The sequence below is a fragment of the Hyphomonas sp. KY3 genome (genome assembly GCF_017309975.1).
Lineage (GTDB): Bacteria > Pseudomonadota > Alphaproteobacteria > Caulobacterales > Hyphomonadaceae > Hyphomonas.
The window spans coordinates 2250585-2267362 of the sequence record NZ_CP022271.1 but is presented as its reverse complement, the minus strand read 5'-3'; the positions used below and the strand labels follow the sequence as shown (position 1 = coordinate 2267362).

17 protein-coding genes are annotated in these 16778 nt (G+C 56.8%); 8 read left to right on the top strand and 9 right to left on the bottom strand.

The features are described 5' to 3' along the window. Positions 1 to 236 precede the first annotated feature (236 nt). From CFA77_RS11100 to CFA77_RS11075, 6 genes are all read left to right on the top strand, one after another. Entirely contained in the window at positions 237 to 761 is a 525-nt protein-coding gene (locus CFA77_RS11100; RefSeq protein WP_206990746.1) for a cold-shock protein, read from the top strand. Between the two features lie 52 nt (positions 762 to 813). Further along, a complete protein-coding gene (locus tag CFA77_RS11095; protein WP_206990745.1) occupies positions 814 to 1269 on the top strand; it encodes a DUF192 domain-containing protein in 456 nt (151 codons plus the stop codon). Then, positions 1262 to 1693 (top strand): PaaI family thioesterase, encoded by a 432-nt coding sequence (locus CFA77_RS11090; protein WP_206990744.1) that lies wholly within the window; start codon positions 1262 to 1264, stop codon positions 1691 to 1693. Before CFA77_RS11095 ends, CFA77_RS11090 begins: the two co-directional genes overlap by 8 nt. A 101-nt stretch (positions 1694 to 1794) precedes the next feature. Further along, positions 1795 to 3213, top strand: coding sequence for a cytochrome ubiquinol oxidase subunit I (locus CFA77_RS11085; protein WP_206990743.1), 1419 nt, complete (start codon positions 1795 to 1797; stop codon positions 3211 to 3213). A 9-nt stretch (positions 3214 to 3222) separates the two neighbouring features. Further along, complete coding sequence (cydB, locus tag CFA77_RS11080) at positions 3223 to 4278, top strand: cytochrome d ubiquinol oxidase subunit II (protein WP_206990742.1); 1056 nt, start codon at positions 3223 to 3225, stop codon at positions 4276 to 4278. Further along, the gene (locus CFA77_RS11075; RefSeq protein ID WP_206990741.1) at positions 4268 to 4417 is read left to right on the top strand and encodes a hypothetical protein; all 150 of its coding nucleotides are present in this window, start codon (positions 4268 to 4270) and stop codon (positions 4415 to 4417) included. The genes cydB and CFA77_RS11075 overlap by 11 nt, the downstream gene beginning before the upstream one ends. On the opposite strand, the gene CFA77_RS11070 is transcribed toward CFA77_RS11075, so the two are convergent. The 3 genes from CFA77_RS11070 to groES all read right to left on the bottom strand — a co-directional run bounded on the left by CFA77_RS11070 (position 4407) and on the right by groES (position 8177). Then, entirely contained in the window at positions 4407 to 6029 is a 1623-nt protein-coding gene (locus tag CFA77_RS11070) for an acyl-CoA synthetase (RefSeq protein WP_242517326.1), read from the bottom strand. The two genes, CFA77_RS11075 and CFA77_RS11070, sit on opposite strands and share 11 nt — an antisense overlap. Positions 6030 to 6182: 153 nt before the next feature. After that, the gene (groL, locus tag CFA77_RS11065; RefSeq protein WP_034811605.1) at positions 6183 to 7832 is read right to left on the bottom strand and encodes a chaperonin GroEL; all 1650 of its coding nucleotides are present in this window, start codon (positions 7830 to 7832) and stop codon (positions 6183 to 6185) included. Between the two features lie 54 nt (positions 7833 to 7886). Further along, positions 7887 to 8177: a co-chaperone GroES gene (groES, locus tag CFA77_RS11060; RefSeq protein WP_034811607.1), complete on the bottom strand. Its 291-nt coding sequence runs from the start codon at positions 8175 to 8177 to the stop codon at positions 7887 to 7889. Between the two features lie 404 nt (positions 8178 to 8581). Between groES and CFA77_RS11055 the strand changes: the two genes are divergently transcribed. Then, on the top strand, positions 8582 to 9334 hold the full coding sequence (locus tag CFA77_RS11055) for a GGDEF domain-containing protein (RefSeq protein ID WP_206990740.1): 753 nt from the start codon (positions 8582 to 8584) through the stop codon (positions 9332 to 9334). Between the two features lie 47 nt (positions 9335 to 9381). After that, the gene (locus CFA77_RS11050; RefSeq protein WP_206990739.1) at positions 9382 to 10527 is read left to right on the top strand and encodes a DUF3137 domain-containing protein; all 1146 of its coding nucleotides are present in this window, start codon (positions 9382 to 9384) and stop codon (positions 10525 to 10527) included. 4 nt (positions 10528 to 10531) lie between these two features. Here the strand turns inward: CFA77_RS11050 and CFA77_RS11045 are convergent, their stop codons facing one another. The 6 genes from CFA77_RS11045 to CFA77_RS11020 are packed head-to-tail and all read right to left on the bottom strand — an operon-like array spanning position 10532 to position 16738. Continuing rightward, positions 10532 to 11476 carry an RDD family protein gene (locus tag CFA77_RS11045; protein ID WP_242517325.1) on the bottom strand — a complete coding sequence of 315 codons (945 nt, stop codon included), beginning with the start codon at positions 11474 to 11476 and terminating at the stop codon, positions 10532 to 10534. Further along, on the bottom strand, positions 11473 to 12474 hold the full coding sequence (locus CFA77_RS11040; RefSeq protein ID WP_206990738.1) for a stage II sporulation protein M: 1002 nt from the start codon (positions 12472 to 12474) through the stop codon (positions 11473 to 11475). Before CFA77_RS11040 ends, CFA77_RS11045 begins: the two co-directional genes overlap by 4 nt. Beyond that, on the bottom strand, positions 12471 to 13784 hold the full coding sequence (locus CFA77_RS11035; RefSeq protein ID WP_206990737.1) for a DUF58 domain-containing protein: 1314 nt from the start codon (positions 13782 to 13784) through the stop codon (positions 12471 to 12473). The genes CFA77_RS11040 and CFA77_RS11035 overlap by 4 nt, the downstream gene beginning before the upstream one ends. Then, positions 13781 to 14737, bottom strand: coding sequence for a MoxR family ATPase (locus tag CFA77_RS11030; protein ID WP_206990736.1), 957 nt, complete (start codon positions 14735 to 14737; stop codon positions 13781 to 13783). Before CFA77_RS11030 ends, CFA77_RS11035 begins: the two co-directional genes overlap by 4 nt. Beyond that, on the bottom strand, positions 14724 to 15950 hold the full coding sequence (locus CFA77_RS11025; protein WP_206990735.1) for a DUF4350 domain-containing protein: 1227 nt from the start codon (positions 15948 to 15950) through the stop codon (positions 14724 to 14726). Before CFA77_RS11025 ends, CFA77_RS11030 begins: the two co-directional genes overlap by 14 nt. Further along, a complete protein-coding gene (locus CFA77_RS11020; RefSeq protein WP_206990734.1) occupies positions 15947 to 16738 on the bottom strand; it encodes a hypothetical protein in 792 nt (263 codons plus the stop codon). Before CFA77_RS11020 ends, CFA77_RS11025 begins: the two co-directional genes overlap by 4 nt. Positions 16739 to 16778: the final 40 nt, after the last annotated feature.

Genomic DNA, 16778 nt, shown 5'->3' with positions numbered 1-16778 from the left:
ATAGCTTTCCGTTACTTAACGTTGCAAGCATATTCTTGGTAAATGGGCTGTGAGGATGATCACGGCAGGGAGGTATGACGGGGCGTTGCTGCAGTGTCTCACCGCGCTTGCCCATTTCTGTCCACATTGCGGGGGTAAGCGGCGGGCAGGGGCGCAGAAAGCCATTCTTTGATGTGAAGATCGCGTGACAAGCGCGTTAACACATTTTAGGTTGCCTGATTGGGGAATACGGGTTGATGACGAGAATAGCCGCCAAATCAGAATCAGAGCCTGCATCCGTGGAGGATGCCGTGCGCGTAATTGGCCATGTGAAATGGTTCGATAGTGCCAAGGGCTACGGATTTATTGTCGCCGAGTCGACGTCTGACGCAAGTCTGACGGGAGACGTGATGCTGCATGTGACATGCCTGAGGGGGTATGGTGAATCCTCTGCCGATGAGGGTGCGCGCATCGTTTGTGACGCCGTGAAAGGCGACCGCGGTTGGCAAACCGCTAACATAATTGAGATGGAACGCCCTCGGGCCACTGTGGCCAAGGAGAAAGGTGTTGAGCGCGATTACGAGACGGTCACGCTGAAATGGTTCAATCGCACCCGCGGCTATGGGTTCGTTCAGCGCGAAGGCGATGACACGGATATCTTTGTGCACGCCGTCGTTCTGCGCAAAGCTGGCTACGAAGATATTGAGCCTGGCACGGATCTGGAAGTCTGCATTGAAACCGGTTCAAAAGGTGAGCACGTTAGCCACATTAAACGCGGGTAAGCAGCAGCCAAGACAGCTTGCCGCCTTGCGGGCACCCGTCTAAACAAGCCCCATGATACGTTTCATCTCTTCTGCTTTTGCATCGCTCGTCCTGTTCTTGCCTGCGGCTTTCGCCCAGCTGGAAACCGGCCCTCTCACAATCATGTCGGGAGAGACTGAGCACAGCTTTACGGTCGAATTGGCGAATGACCCGGAAGAAGTCCAGACAGGCCTCATGAATCGGGAAGAGCTCGCAGAAAATGCTGGCATGCTGTTCGATTTCGGCCAGCCGCGCGAAGCCAATATGTGGATGAAGAATACGCTGATCTCTCTGGACATGCTGTTCATTGATCCTGATGGCAAAGTGCTGGCGATTGCTCGCGAAACTGTTCCAGGATCGCTGCGTCGGATCAATCCGGGCGTGCCGGTGAAGGGCGTGCTGGAACTGGCGGGGGGGCGTGCCGCCGAACTGGGGATTGAGCCCGGCGATACAGTCCATCACGACGTATTCGGAAACATGGGTGAGTGAGGCGGTTGAGCCGCTGAGACAACCGCCGCCGGGATTTGCGCCAACGCCATCCCGCGGGAAATTCACGCTACACAATGGTCCCACGTATCGTGCGTCGGCATCAGGCGATGTGCGCACCGGCATGTGGGTGCTGGATCGTCACTGCAATGGCATGGGCTTCCTTCACGGCGGAATGACCTGCGCTTTTTCCGATAGTGCGCTGGCGTGGGCTGTCTGGAGCGCGACCGGCAAGATGTCGGTCACGCTCAAGCTGACCATGGAGTTCATGGACATCGTTCGGGAGGGCTGCTGGCTGGAAGCGCATCCGCATGTTACGCTGATAGACGGTGACCATGTTCACGTTACAGCGAGGCTGGTGAAGGACGATGGGGGCATTGCGGCGCGCGCTGACGCCATATTCAGGACATTGCGTCGGAAGGGCTGACTGGGCGCGCCTGCGTCAGACCGGCGCGCGTCAGCTCGTCAAGTTTGGCCAGCCTGCAAACTATATTAGAAAAATCGCATATATGATGCGGAGCGAGCCTCATGGAATTTGATGCACTCATCTTGTCGCGACTTCAGTTTGCTTTCGTCGTCGCCTTTCACATTCTCTTTCCTGCCTTCACGATCGGTCTCGCGGCTTTTCTCGCGGTATGCGAAGGCTTGTGGCTGAAGACCGGCAGGGAAGTCTTCAAGCGCCTTTATCTGCATTGGGTGAAAATCTTCGCACTCGCTTTCGCCATGGGCGTCGTATCCGGGGTCGTGATGAGCTACCAATTTGGTACGAATTGGAGCCTGTTCTCTGAGATCACCGGCAGCGTCATGGGCCCCATGTTGGCCTATGAAGTGCTGACCGCTTTCTTCCTGGAGGCAACATTCCTGGGCGTGATGCTGTTTGGCTGGCAAAAAGTTGGTCGGAAGCTGCACTTTGCTGCGACATGCGCTGTAGCAATCGGCACCACGATTTCAGCTTTCTGGATCCTCGCCGCAAACAGCTGGATGCAGACGCCAGCCGGCTTTGCGATTGATGCAGAGACCGGCAATTTTTATGCAACCAGCTGGATCGAGGCGATCTTCAATCCGAGCCTGCCAAGTCGGCTCGCACACATGTTGCTGGCTGCCTATACTACGACTGCGGCGGTAATTCTCGCTGCGGGTGCGTGGCAGACTCTGAAAGGTCGGACAACCGAGCCCACCAAGTGGCAAATTCGTATGGCGTCGGGCACTCTGGCCGTCCTGCTGCCGATCCAGATCATGGTTGGACACTGGTCGGGCGAAGTTGCGCACAAGTACCAGCCCGCCAAGATCGCAGTGGTGGAGGGATGGTGTGAATCCAAGGAAGTGCAGGGCACGGTTCTGATCGCGTGGCCGGATGGTTCCGAATGCGGCCACGCGGGCATAACGGTTCCGGGCACCAGTTCATTCCTTTTCCCCGGCCTGGAGGAGGGCGAAATGCTTCATGGCATCGACCACTTTCCGGAATCCGAACGGCCGCCGCTATGGCTCGTCTTCTATGCATTTCGCATTATGGTAGGGGCCGGGCTCGGCATGCTGGCCATGGGCGTTTGGGGCACCTTCCTCTGGTGGAGGAAAAAGCTGGACACACCGGGTCTCTTCCACATTGCGGCTGTCCCGGCTGGCGCGCTTGGTTTCATTGCTGTCGTGACCGGGTGGATTACTGCGGAAGTCGGTCGCCAGCCCTACACGGTCTATGGACATTTGCGCACGGTGGACAGCCTGTCACCGGTCTCTGCCGGGCAGGTGGCGACGTCCTTGCTCGTGTTCATGGTCGTCTATGCCATCATTTTCACGGCCGGTGTCGTATATATGGCGCGCATTGCCACGCGCGGCTTTGATGACAGTCCCACGGACCCTTCTGGCCGTGAGCGGCGTCCTCCTGGGTCTCCAATGGGCGCAGTCGATGACAAGGCCGAAACATCCGACGATATCGTTGCGGCGGAATAGGAGGCGAACATGGCTATCGACCTACCCTTCATCTGGGCCCTGATCCTCGCCATCGGCGTCATGATGTACGTCTTGCTTGACGGGTTCGATCTCGGCGTTGACATGTTCACCGCGATCGCGCAGTCTGAAGAAGAGCGGAACATGATGACCGCCACCGTCGAGCCCGTTTGGGACGGCAATGAGACATGGCTGATCATTGGTGGTGGCGGCCTGTTTGCGGCGTTTCCCACCGCATACGCGATCATCATGCCAGCCTTCTATTTGCCTGTGCTTATCATGTTGGCTGCATTGATATTCCGCGGCGTCGCGTTTGAATTCCGACACAAGGCCGTGCGTCGACCCACTCGTATCTTCTGGAATGGCGCTTTCTATGGTGGATCGTTCACCGCCGCATTTTCACAGGGCATCATGCTTGGCGGGATGGTACAGGGCATTCATGTCGAGGGCGGTGCCTTCGCGGGCGGCGCGTTCGACTGGTTGACGCCATTCACCCTTCTGACCGGTATCTCTGTTGTCATCGGGTACATGTTGCTCGGCGCTTGCTGGCTGGTTCTCAAAACCGAAGGTGAGTTGCATGACAAGGCGCGCAAGTGGGGCCGGATGGCACTTGCTGGCGTGGCAATTTGTTTCCTGGCAGTCAGTTTCGCGACGCTTTCAGTGGACGCATCCATTGGCGATCGGTGGGGCTTTTCCATGAGCCATATTGAGCCTGCACGCTTCCTGCCGCTCGCGCCGGTGCCCCTGGTCGGCATGGCACTTGTCGTCTGGCTGTGGAGAGACCTATCGATGAAACAGGGCGCGGTGGGCACAGCGCCGGACTGGCGACCTTACCTTTTGGCGGCGGGCATTTTTGCCAGCGGATACGTGGGCCTCGGCGTCAGCCTTTACCCATTCATCGTGCCGTACGAAATATCCATCCATGAGGCTGCTGCGCGGGACAATGCACTCGTTCTGATGTTGGTGGGCGCCGTGATCATGCTGCCGATCATTCTGGCCTATACAGCATACGTCTACAGCCTGTTCTGGGGCAAAGTTAAGCCGGGAGATGGCTATCATGCGCATTGATCCGGTACAGCCAGCAGACGACAACGAGGAGCCGCCGCTCACCAGACGGCTTATCTGGTTTGTCGGCATAGCCCTTGTGTCGATGCTGGTGGTCGCTGTCGTGGCCTACACGTTGAGAGGCCTGTTGCTCATTGGCTGATGCCCAGCTTGTCGAGCGCAAATGCCTTGATGGACTTATAGTCGGCCTTGCCATTCGGCGCGCGCCCAAGATCATCTTTGAACAAAACAGACTTGGGAGCCTTGTAGCGGGCAATACGTGATTGCACAAAGCTGCGCAGTTCGTCTTCGCTGACCTCTGAATCTGTGGATACGACGGCCGTCACGGCGTTGCCCCACTTCTCATCGGGCACGCCGACAACGAGTGCGTCCTTGACGGCAGCATGTTCCTTCAAGGCCTCTTCGACCTCTTCTGGATAGACTTTCTCACCTGCCGTGTTGATACAATTTGACCCCCGGCCCAGCAATGAGATCGTGCCGTCCGCCTCCACCGTGCACCAGTCGCCCGGAATGGCGTAACGGACCCCGTTGATTGTCCGGAACGTTGTGGCGGTCTTCGCCTCGTCCTTGTAGTAGCCAAGAGGGACTGCGCCGCCGCGGGCGATGATCCCGGCCTCGCCACTGCCGAGCACGATCTCGCGATCATCTTCGGAAAACACCTTGCAGTTCGGGCCGATCTCGAATTTGGACGTTTGGGTGCCGCCTTCGAGCGTCGTTGTGGATGACCCGAAGCCGACCGCTTCAGATGAGCCAAAGCTGTCCATCATGGCGGCTTGAGGCATATGCTTCAGGAGGCCTTGTTTGACCTCCGCGCTCCACATTACGCCGGACGATACGATGGTTTGTACAGAGCTGACATCCCAACGGCCAGGATTGTCGTCGAGAGCTTTTAGCATCGGCTTTCCGAATGCATCTCCGACGATCGCCATGCTCGTCACGCCATGTTCCGAGACGGTTTCCCACAAATTTTCAGGGTCAAAGCTGGTGTTCTGTTCCAGCGTGATAATTGCGCCGCCGCCTAGCAGCGCACCCATCGCCGTGAACAGCCCTGTGCCATGCATCAGGGGACAGGCGGGCACCTGCCGCGCCGTTTTCCCCATAAGCTGAACCGCCATCTTGAACTCTTCCATAGTGGACGGGTAGGGCAGACCGGCTTTCTCTGCGCCTTCTCTGGACGCTTGTCGCCAGACGGATTGTGACCACATCACGCCTTTGGGCATTCCGGTGGTTCCGCCGGTGTAGAGGAAAAACAAATCTTCTGGTGATCGGTCGATGCCGAGCGGAGACGGGTCACCGTCGGCGGCGAGACAGTCATAGTCTACCGCCCAGTCAGGCACGTCTCCGCCGCCAATCTGGACCCAGGCCTTCACCTTGGGCAAGCGACCGCGGACCAGTTCAACCTGATCAGTAAATTGTGCATCAAAGAACACAACCGCAGCGTCCGAGTTATCAAAAATGTAGAAGAGTTCGTCGGCGAGATAGCGATAGTTGACGTTCACATGCGTGAAACGACCTTTGAAACAAGCGGCGAGCGCTTCAGTATATTCAGGCTGGTTACGTAGATAGAAGCCAGCTTTGTCGCCTGTTTCGATCCCCATCTCGCGTAAATTCCGCGCAAGCCGGTTTGATCGAGCCGTGAAGTCTGGCCAGTATGTCCGCCGTGTCCCGTGGGCCAGAGCCAGGTCTTCCGGACCAAGCATCTCGCCCACAGCATCAAGCATGTCACCGAAATTCATATCCGAAGCAGATGCCACTTTGTTTCTCTCCCGTTTGTGTTTTTGGCAACTCTAAGCGGTTGCCGCAGCGGTAGAGAAGCTGGAATCGAGTGCGTCGGAAGGATCATTTCGCCCAAAAAAAGAGGCAGCACCGAAGTGCTGCCTCTGACAATTTGGCTTTGAGGGCCGGGCTTAGAAGCCCATGCCACCCATTCCGCCCATGCCGCCACCCATGTCAGGCATGCCGCCGCCGGCACCTTCCTTCTTTGGGGCTTCAGCGATGGACGCTTCCGTCGTGATCAACAGGCCAGCAACCGATGCAGCGTTCTGCAGAGCAGAGCGCACAACTTTCACCGGGTCGATCACGCCCATGGCGACGAGGTCACCATATTCTTCGGTCTGGGCGTTGAAGCCGAAGCCCTTGCCCTTGCCGCGACGGATCTGGTCGACAACGACCGAGCCTTCGACGCCGGCGTTTTCAGCGATCTGGCGAACCGGAGCTTCCAGAGCCTTGCGCACGATGTCGATACCGGCCTGCTCGTCAGCATTCAGGCCTTTGACGTCGATATTGCTTGCAGCAGCGAGAAGCGCCGTACCACCACCAGGGACGATACCTTCTTCAACAGCGGCACGCGTGGCGTTCAGGGCGTCATCGACGCGATCCTTGCGCTCTTTCACTTCCACTTCAGTGGCACCGCCAACCTTGATGACAGCTACGCCGCCAGCCAGTTTCGCGAGACGCTCCTGCAGCTTCTCCTTGTCGTAGTCGGAAGACGTGTCTTCGATCTGCTTGCGGATCTGCGACACGCGAGCTTCGAGGTCTTTCTTGGCGCCAGCGCCGTCCACGATGGTCGTGTCATCTTTTGTGATGGCGACTTTCTTCGCGGTGCCGAGCATGTCCATGGAGACGTTCTCGAGCTTGATGCCGAGATCTTCGGAAATGACCTGGCCGCCGGTAAGGACAGCGATGTCCTGCAACATGGCTTTGCGGCGGTCGCCGAAACCTGGAGCTTTCACAGCAGCGATCTTCAGGCCGCCGCGCAGCTTGTTGACCACGAGGGTGGCCAGTGCTTCACCGTCGACATCTTCAGCGATGATCAGGAGCGGCTTCTGGCTCTGAACAACGTTTTCGAGGATCGGCAGCATTGGCTGCAGGGAAGACAGCTTGCTCTCGTGCAGCAGAATGAACGGATCTTCGAGTTCCGCGATCATCTTGTCCGGATTGGTGATGAAGTAAGGCGACAGGTAGCCACGATCGAACTGCATGCCTTCGACAACATCGAGTTCGGTTTCGAGCGACTTGGCTTCTTCAACCGTGATGACGCCTTCATTGCCGACTTTCGCCATGGCTTCGGCGATCATTGCGCCAACTTCGGTGTCGCCGTTTGCGGAGATCGTGCCGACCTGGGCAATCTCTTCGTTCGACTTCACCTTCTTGGAATGATGAGCGAGGTCTTTAACGACTTCGGCGGATGCCTTGTCGATGCCGCGCTTCAGGTCCATTGGGTTCATGCCGGCAGCAACGCGCTTCAGGCCCTCGCGAACGATGGCTTGGGCGAGAACCGTTGCGGTCGTGGTGCCGTCACCGGCAACGTCGTTGGCCTTGGAAGCCACTTCGCGCAGCATTTGTGCGCCCATGTTTTCCAGCTTGTCTTCAAGCTCGATCTCTTTTGCGACGGTGACGCCGTCCTTCGTGGTGCGCGGAGCGCCGAAGGATTTCTCGATGACGACGTTACGGCCTTTTGGACCGAGCGTGACTTTAACGGCGTTGGCAAGCGTATCGACGCCTTTCAGCATCCGTTCGCGGGCCTCTGCGCCGAAAACTACGTGTTTGGCTGACATTGTGGATTACCTCTGTTGAGAATTCTGTCTGGTGGAAAGCGAAAGTGTGGGGGCTTAGCCCTCCAGGACACCCATGATGTCGCTCTCTTTCATGATGAGCAGTTCTTCGCCATCGACGGTCACTTCCGTGCCGGACCATTTACCGAAGAGCACGCGATCACCAGCTTTGACGTCGAGCGCGACACGCTCGTTGTCGTCACCAATCGCACCAGCGCCGACGGCGACGATTTCGCCTTCCTGCGGCTTTTCCTTTGCGGTGTCGGGAATGATGATCCCGCCCTTGGTTTTCTCTTCTTCCTTGACGCGGCGCACGACGACACGGTCGTGCAGGGGACGAAGTTTCATTGGATTTAGCCCTCTTGTCTCTTTGACGAGTTCAATTGAAAACGGTCGTCAGCAAGCAAATGTCAGGGGGCTTTAGCACTCACCCGGCACGACTGCTAACGATGCTGCGGAGTTAAGAGCTGCGAACCACAGCGTCAACCGCGCCATTGCGAAATTTTTTGTAATTTCAGAACGCGAGAAAGGCTGTTGGACGGCTCGGGAACGACGGCTTCGGAGCGCTAACAATAAAAATTCAGCCAGTCCCATGCCTGATTGGGTGAGCATTGGCGCAACGTCAAGGCGTAGCGACCGGCTTGTCTGCTTGTTTCCAAAAGATGAATGGTCAGGCGTTAAAATTCCTCAATCGATTGACGGTAAAATATACTTCCTATGTCACAACCGCTACAGCAACCGGGAGTCGGGACGTGCAGGGTAAATTCGAAGATGTGGTCGAATCGCTGACCTTTTTCGCTTTTGTGGCGATTACGGCGCTTTGCCTATGCTTCACCTTTTCCGTCATTGTCTATTCAATGGGGTTCCCGTCTGATCCCCAGAATTTCATTGTCGCGAACCTTTTCATTGCGTCCTGTGTGGCCGTTCCGACGGCCGCAATTGCTGCCCAACACGAGTACAGAATGAGAATTTACCAGCGCACGCTGGAAGATATGGCCTCTACTGACGCACTGACGGGACTGCTAAACCGCAAGTTCTTCAAACAATTTGCCTGTGAAGAACTCGCGCGCATGAGCCGGACGGAGATGACATCGGCGGTGGCGTTGTTCGACATCGACTATTTCAAGGCGGTAAACGACCAGCATGGTCATGCAGCGGGCGACCGTGTGCTGCGAGAAATCGCGGCGGTCGCATATTCTGAACTTCGCGGTCCATTCGACCGACTTGGGCGCTGGGGCGGTGAAGAGTTTGTTGTCCTGCTCAGCAATGTCGATATGGAGAAGGCGCTCAGCGTCTGTGACCGTCTTCGTTCTTCCATTGAAGACCATGTCGTCATCGTGGACGGACAACCCGTGAGTGTCACTGCGAGTTTCGGCCTGGCCATGTTACCGCCCAACTCGGATTTCGACGACATGCTCGAACAGGCGGACGGCGCGCTTTACGAGTCCAAGGCCAAGGGGCGCAATTGCGTCACGGCCGTCAAGGAACTTACGCTCGCGGCTTGATCCCAAATTGTCGGGTCCCTAAGCCTGATACCTGAGGGGGACTCAGTATGTCAGACATTAGTCCAAACAGGTTGAACGACGCTTTGACGCGCGCGCCATCCCTCGCGGCGTTATCGGGTCGTCGTACAGAGTTTGCTCAGGCGGAGCGTGTTTGGTCGAATGTACTTGAGCCCGAACTGTCCCGGCGGGAAGAGAGTCGGAAAGCCACAATACGTGCAGCGATAACGCGTTCAATTATCGGTGCTGGCATCCCGGTCTTCATTATTATTTTGTTGATGATCTCTACGCTCGTAAGTGTTGATATCATCTCACCCGGACTCATATTTCTGGTCATGGTGTCAGGCGCAATTGTGTCGGCGACCGCTTGGGTCAAGGTTTTTACAATGAAGTCGCAGACCAAGCAGTTGATCCTTTCAGCTGCCTGTGAACCGTTTGGCTTCACCTATGACACATTGCATCCAGACCTGTCCGGTATTGTCGATTTGAAGACGCTGGCTTCTCGGGCGAAGGAGTTGAATGCGGCCTATTCTGGCAAGATGAACTCGACAGTGAATACGCCGTTAGGCGCGATCAACATGAGTTCCACGAACGGTCCTGACGCGCCGACGCCAGCTTTTGAAATACTGAAAACTGTCAAATTGCTACCGGGTCACTCGCGTCTCAAATTCGAAGATCTGATTTCGGGTGAGCGTGCGGGGACTCGCTTTGCATTGGTTGAAGCCAAACTTGAAACCGGTGGCAAGAATAGCAAGACCGTATTTCAGGGCATACTGGTTCATGTCGAATACCCAGAGCGCTTTCTTGGTCGAACCGTGATCGCGCGGTCTGGATGGTGGAAGCGGGGCAGGTATTCGGGTGACCTGAAGAAAGTGGATCTGATTTCCCGCGAACTCGAGGAAGCTTTTACCGTCTATTCGACAGACCAGGTGGAGGCCCGGGCGTTGTTGTCCCCAGACCGTATGGAGCGCCTGATCGCATTGGAACGGCACTTTTCCGGGGGCAAGCTTCGCGGTGTGTTCGAAGATGGTCACATGACTCTGGCGCTGGAAGCGGAAGATCAGTTCGAAGCGGGTTCGATCTTCAAAACATTGGTGGATCCACGTCGCTATGCGTCTGCGCTGGTTGAGTTGGGTCTCGTGTGTGACCTGATCGACGGCTTCCTGACCCGGGATTGGGTGCAGGGGCGTTTGTAGATAGTCAGCGCACGTCGAACTTGTCGGTTTTCCGTTCGCCCAAAATCATGCGTTGTTCGAGCCGCCTTCGAAGGGTTGCATAATAGGCTTCCAGAAAGGCGATATCGGTTTCACCCGGCTGGGCTTGCCATCCAATCTTTTGCCGAATGCGAAGCGCGACCTGCGCCTTTACATCTTGCGTTGACTGGCGAAGGACATCTTCCAATACGTGCAATTCATGAATGCCATAGGCTTCGGCTTGTTGGGGTGTGAAGGCAAATCGCTCATGCGTAGTGGCTCGGGTCGTCGATGAGATATCGCCCATCAGCTTGGTTTTGGGGTTTTTGATTACCCAGGTGCCAGCAATCAGGTCGCCAACGCGCATCTTGTCCTTGTTGAAGATTGGGAAGAGCAGGAAGATGCCGGACCAGACCAAGCCAAGCAGGGCCATCCAGCTGGTCACTTGATCCCCGCCCATCATAAGGAACTGAAAGGGTAGACCGATTTCGATTTCACGAATGAAATTCCGGGCTAGAACCGAGTTCGCAGTCAGACGCCCGCCATTGCGAGAGGTGACCCGGACGCCAAGGGCGCGCTTTCCGGGTGTGGCAGCCTTCGTGCCAAGTTCGAAGAAGATGTAGTAGAAATTTCGGACGAAGAAGAAAAAGACAAGCCAAACCGCCCAAGCGATATTGGCACTCTCGGGGTCCATGGCCCTTATTGCAAAAGAGAGCCCCAAAGCGGTCGCGATTACGATGGCCCATTGTATCGCGACATCGATAAGAAACGCGCCTGCACGCTCGGATGCAGTAGCCAGTTTAAGCTGTATCGCGGCGCCTTCCGGCGTGACCAGTTTCCGTACAAGTTTCGACTGACGCTCTTGCTCTTGCATGCGGGCGCGGCGGCGGCGCGCAGCTTCAACATTCGCAAGGTTCACGGTGTCTGGTGCCGGAGGAACGGTAGAGCTCATACGGTGTCCGTTCGTCTTGGCAGATAAAAATATGCGCACCACAAACCGAGAATGCTCAGAGCGATCGTATAGCGGATCGCGTCACTATTGATCATTTGCCGCCCGAAGCCTTCTAGCAAAGCCGCGACGATCAGCATGATGACGCACCCCATTGCAATTGTGGCGGCCTTTTGCCCGGCATGGCGCGCCGAGTTCAACCTGGTCATCTGGCCGGGGAAAGCGACTGCGCCCCCTATCACGAAGCCCGCTGCTCCTGCCAGTATGATGGCAAACAACTCGGTTGTTCCGTGGATCAACAGCCATCCGGTAAATTCATAGCCAAGCCCCTTGTCCCAGAATACGGCATGAAGTGAGCCCATCATGACACCGTTGTATACGAGCAGCCATGCGGTGGGGATACCGAACGCAAATCCGAGCGCGAAAGCAAACAGCGCAATCTGGGCATTGTTGTTGAACAGGAAACTCGCAAAGGAAGTCAGCTGGCCGTCGCCGAGATCTCCCTCGTCGGTATAGATTGTGGACCTCAGATACTCGACGGACGCATCCGGATTGCGCCCGTCCCAGAAGTTCTGGCCATGAAAAGTCCAGAACCATTCCATGTCCTGCATGCACAGAAAGAATGCGAGCGCCCATCCGCCAAACAGGAACAGAGCTGCCAGCAAAGTTGGCCCGATGGCCGAGGAGACACAAGCAGGCCAGTCGCGTCGCAGGAAATCCATCATGCGCTCGCCGATGGAGGTCCGGGCGCCGTAGACGAAGAAATATGCACGTGTGCAGAGGCTTTCGAGATAGGCGATGACATTCTGGTCGAGCGAAATGGAGCGCGCCACCGACAAGGAAGAAACCGCCTGCCTATAGAGGCGAGGCAAGGCTGTCATATCTTCGTCGCTGAGCGCTTTCACGCCGGAGTTTTCAGCCCGTGTCAGGATCAAGTCCAGTTTGCGCCAGTCGGACTCACGCTCTTCGCGGAAGCGGTAGGATTTGAGAAGGTCGCTCACAGCATGTCCCTCTGTTTGATCTGAAGGTACCGGGAGATCAGTTCCGCGCCGAATTGTTCCGGTCTCGTCTCGATCACTTGTACGCCCATGCGCTGAAGCCGAAGCAGGACGGTGTCGCGCTCAGCCATGAGCGTGTCTGCGATGACGGCGCGAGTTACAGATTCCGTTGAACTTGGTGGCGCATCTACCATTTCTGCGAGCGATTCATCCTCGAATGTGGCAAATATCACCAGATGCCGATCAGTCAGGCGTTTCACATTTTCCAGCATGAGTTCGGCCGAAATCGTGTCGACAAAGTCGGAGAAAATAATGATGAGGCTGCGTCGCTCCAGCTTGCTCGCGAGTGAGGAGAGTGCAAGCGTGAAATTGGCCTCCTCAGCGGAGTAATCCAGTTGAGCCGCCAGATCCTGAGCTTTTGTGAAACTGCGTTGACCAGACATGAACCCGCTCATGAAACCGGGCTTGGCATCAAAGCCATAGATCATGGCGCGGTCGCCGCTGCGAAGAGACACAAAGGACAGGAGTAGTCCGGCATTTATGGCGCGATCAATCTTGGGCACGCCGCCAAGCGGCTCGCTCATCAATCGCCCCGTATCAAAAGCGAAGACGATATTGTGATTGCGTTCGGTTCGGAATTCCTTGGCGAGCAGGTTGCGGTGGCGTGCCGAGTGTTTCCAGTCGATTGCGCGCCGATCCATGCCGGTCGTGAACTCGCGCAAAGCGTCGAATTCACTGCCATCGCCGCGCTCGATCTGCATCTTCACGCCGAATTCCGCATCACGAGAATAGATACGGATAGCTTCGTCTTTCACCCAGCGGATATTGGGTGTGATTGGAATATCTCTATCCAGCACGGTAGTGTGTTGTTTTTGTATCAGCCCGAGCGGACCTTTCCAGCGGCTCCAAAGTTTGACCAGCTTGGCGAGACCCCGTCGTGTTGGCGTGAGCGGCAACGAGTATGACCGGGCCCGGTCCTGCCAGCCTCTTAATCCTGCGGGTGGAATGGTCTGCAGGAAAGCGTTCACTTCCAATAACACCTCGATTCGTCTGGGAAGCGGACCTCGCGCGAACCGCAGCGTCAGGTCCGCTGGATCAGACCCGCCGACATAAAGCAGTGCCGGCGCGTCTACATTTGCCTCATAGGCTCGCAGGGATGCGGCCAGGACGGCATCCGCAAAGATCAGGCTGGCGATGCCGCCGACCCAGCCAGCGGATATGACCCAGAGTTCAGGACGCAGCAGAGCTATAGCCACCATGAGCGGCACGCCGAGCAGCATCAGGAAGATGGCGCGAGGTGTGGGTGAAATCACCGCGGTGCGGCCGTCTGTTCGATGATAGCTGAAAGAGTTTCGTCGGTCGTCTTGCCTTCGATTTCTGCGGCGGGGGATAACAAAACGCGGTGGCGGAGTGCTGGCAGGGCCAGCAGTTTCACGTCGTCTGGAATAACAAAGTCCCGGCCGTCGAGCGCGGCGCGGGCACGGGCCGCAGTGGCCAGCGCGGCAGCGGCGCGCGGCGAAGCGCCAGTTTCCAGGGCCGGGGTTGTCCGGGTCGCGCGAATAATATCCACGATGTAGGCAATGATATCGTCCTGCAGCCGGGCTTCAGCAACTGAATTGACAGCTTCACTGAGTTCTTCTGCCGAGACAACGGGCTCGATGCCGAACGCTGCTGCGGTTTTCATGCCCGTGCGTGTGCCATGCTTGGAAACAATTGCGAGCTCTTCTTCACGACTTGGATAGTCCAGCGTGTGCTTGAACAGGAAGCGGTCAAGCTGCGCTTCCGGCAGGGGATATGTGCCCTGCTGTTCGATAGGGTTCTGGGTCGCGATCACCGTGAACCGGTCATTCAACGGGTAGGTGTCGCCATCAATCGTCACCTTGCGTTCCTGCATGGCCTCTAGCAGCGCGGCTTGTGTTTTCGGAGGTGTTCGATTGATCTCGTCCGCCAAAAGGAGATCGGTGAAAATTGGACCCTTGGTGAGGGAAAATTGATTGGTTTGAAAGTTGAACAGGTTCGTGCCGAGAACATCTCCCGGCATCAGGTCGGGTGTGAACTGAATGCGACCGAAGTCGAGTGAAATCGATCTCGCAAAGCATTGCGCCAGTAGGGTCTTGGCTGTTCCCGGTGGGCCTTCAAGAAGGACGTGTCCTGACGAAAATATCGCAGTCAGAAGAACATCAACCGTTGTGTCCTGTCCCACGACTGCCTTGCGCACTTCGTTACGGATCCGGTCCGCCAGCGCCTTGATGTCATTCACGTTCATTCATGGATCTCCCGATAATTCCCTTGCGCCAGCGAAACAGCTCGCGCGCCTTGTTCATGAGGTCTTCACGGCTGGTGGCAGGACCGCGCAGTCCCGATGCCATGTCTGTGAAGTGTTTGCCGGACTCTTCTTCCGGGCCAAGCCGGTCGAACAGGGCGGTGAGTTGGGTTTCATTCAATGTCTTCGGAGCGCCTATATCCCGGGATACACGACGGCGGATCATGTGGAGATATGCGGGTGCTATACGCGTCTCCCGGCGCGCCATCGTAATCAAGCCTGCGGAGTTGTCAGCCAGCGCCTGTTTTCCAAGCGCAATGGCGCGTCCTTCCTTCACAGGTGGCCCAAATCGTATGAGCGCGGCCCAGCCCAGCAGGAAAGCGGCCGCCAACGCAGTCAACGTTGCGCCGATAAAGGGGATGTCGAAAATCATCTGCAGCAGATTCTCGGACCGAACGAAACCATGGAGAGTCGCATCAAATACAATGGGCTCGTCGTAGTCATTACGAAGAAAGTCGATCATCTGAGTCGCAAAGCGAGCGTTCTCAAACTGCGACAAACCGAAAGTGTTGATCATGTCGGGGTCGGACAGAACATACATGTCCGCATCGGGCGCCCAGGCGAGCAGGATCCCATCCTGTGTCTCAGCAATCGGCGTAAGCGAGTCTCCGCGTAGCACTTGCATCTTCACGTCTGGTTTGAGCGCGATTGATCCGAAGGGGGTTGAGGTTTCACTTGGCACATCGATACGTCCGATTTCCGCATCGATAGCTATCGTCTCCAGTAAGTCGTTCAGGACGCGCGCATTCATGAAGCGCGTATCCTTTTGATGGGTCTTGTTAAGAGGATCAGTCATGCCGGTCCATTTCGGCAGGACGAGCAAAGTAGTCCGCTGTGGCTCGAAGTCTTCGAGCGCCTTTGCTGCACCCCATTGGGGGAGAGTTAAGACGAGTAGGCCCCAATCACTGTCTTCAAGCGTGCGCTCCAGCCGGGAGACTTCCGCCGGATAGCCTTGTTCCTGAAGGAGTTGCACGAAGCCATTATAACCGAGCGCCGAGGTTGAGAACGGGTGCGCACCGGCCACATTCCGGTCCCGCAATTCGGGTGCCCAGCCTGCGAGCACCATGATTGCCCCAAAGGAAAAAAGCGCCACTGCCAGCAATATGCCGACGATCTTGCCACTGAACGGGGAGTCGACGTGAGAACGATCCTTCATGTCCACTGCTCCCCAAATGCGAAGTCTTCGTAGGAAGCCCGCGCCGTATGCCAGCCGCTTTCGTCGACATCCCGGCCGCCGAAGAAACTACGTTCGACGATGGCGATGATCGGGCTGAGAGCGGTCCGCGCGCGATCTGGCAGGAAGCCAAGCTTGCCGATCTCACGTGCCGTGAGTGAGCGAGGCACGCCGATCTCGATGCGCGTCTGAATGTCCTCGATTGACCGGAACAAGAGTAAGTGCACGGCCTCCGCGAATTTTCCTGCGCGGGCAAGCGCATCGGCCTCTTCCAGTAGGGAGCGGGCGACGGATTCTGCCGGGCGGAAGTCCGGGATGACATCGTCGCCGACTTTGTCGGCTTTGCTGCCATCTTTGCCAAACCGGATACGCAGCGCCTCTCCGAAAAGGAAGTACAACACGCCCAAAATCAAGGCGGCGATAGCTACATAGAAAATGAGCGTTAGAAGCGGGCCCAAATGACTAAGGAACTCAAACAATCCTCGTAGCCAGTTAGGCGGAGGAGAGGGCGGATCGAACTCGACAGGATCGGCTTCCGGTCGTTCGAACTGGAGGGTCGATTTTCTAAGATAGTCCCGATGCGCCTGTTCAAGTGTTTCAAGGTCTGTTTCGGGATGGTGGGTGACCTCGCCCCAATCATTCGAGTCGGGAATCTCGATTGGGGCGTCCAAGGTGAGGTCGTCATAGTCGTCGCCTGTCTGCGCCCCCGCAGGGACGGTGAGACAGGCTGCGATCAGCAAGGCGGCGCTTAGGCGTCCCGTCAGGCTCAATGACTGTCTCCCTCATGGCAGCGGCCCCGTCCACCGCCTT

Bases quoted from the DNA above. Each gene is read 5' to 3' on its own strand.
- CFA77_RS11100 (WP_206990746.1), top strand. From the start codon at position 237: ATGACGAGAATAGCCGCCAAATCAGAATCAGAGCCTGCATCCGTGGAG.
- CFA77_RS11095 (WP_206990745.1), top strand. From the start codon at position 814: ATGATACGTTTCATCTCTTCTGCTTTTGCATCGCTCGTCCTGTTCTTG.
- CFA77_RS11085 (WP_206990743.1), top strand. From the start codon at position 1,795: ATGGAATTTGATGCACTCATCTTGTCGCGACTTCAGTTTGCTTTCGTC.
- cydB (WP_206990742.1), top strand. From the start codon at position 3,223: ATGGCTATCGACCTACCCTTCATCTGGGCCCTGATCCTCGCCATCGGC.
- CFA77_RS11075 (WP_206990741.1), top strand. From the start codon at position 4,268: ATGCGCATTGATCCGGTACAGCCAGCAGACGACAACGAGGAGCCGCCG.
- groL (WP_034811605.1), bottom strand. From the start codon at position 7,832: ATGTCAGCCAAACACGTAGTTTTCGGCGCAGAGGCCCGCGAACGGATG.
- groES (WP_034811607.1), bottom strand. From the start codon at position 8,177: ATGAAACTTCGTCCCCTGCACGACCGTGTCGTCGTGCGCCGCGTCAAG.
- CFA77_RS11050 (WP_206990739.1), top strand. From the start codon at position 9,382: ATGTCAGACATTAGTCCAAACAGGTTGAACGACGCTTTGACGCGCGCG.
- CFA77_RS11045 (WP_242517325.1), bottom strand. From the start codon at position 11,476: ATGAGCTCTACCGTTCCTCCGGCACCAGACACCGTGAACCTTGCGAAT.
- CFA77_RS11030 (WP_206990736.1), bottom strand. From the start codon at position 14,737: ATGAACGTGAATGACATCAAGGCGCTGGCGGACCGGATCCGTAACGAA.
- CFA77_RS11025 (WP_206990735.1), bottom strand. From the start codon at position 15,950: ATGAAGGATCGTTCTCACGTCGACTCCCCGTTCAGTGGCAAGATCGTC.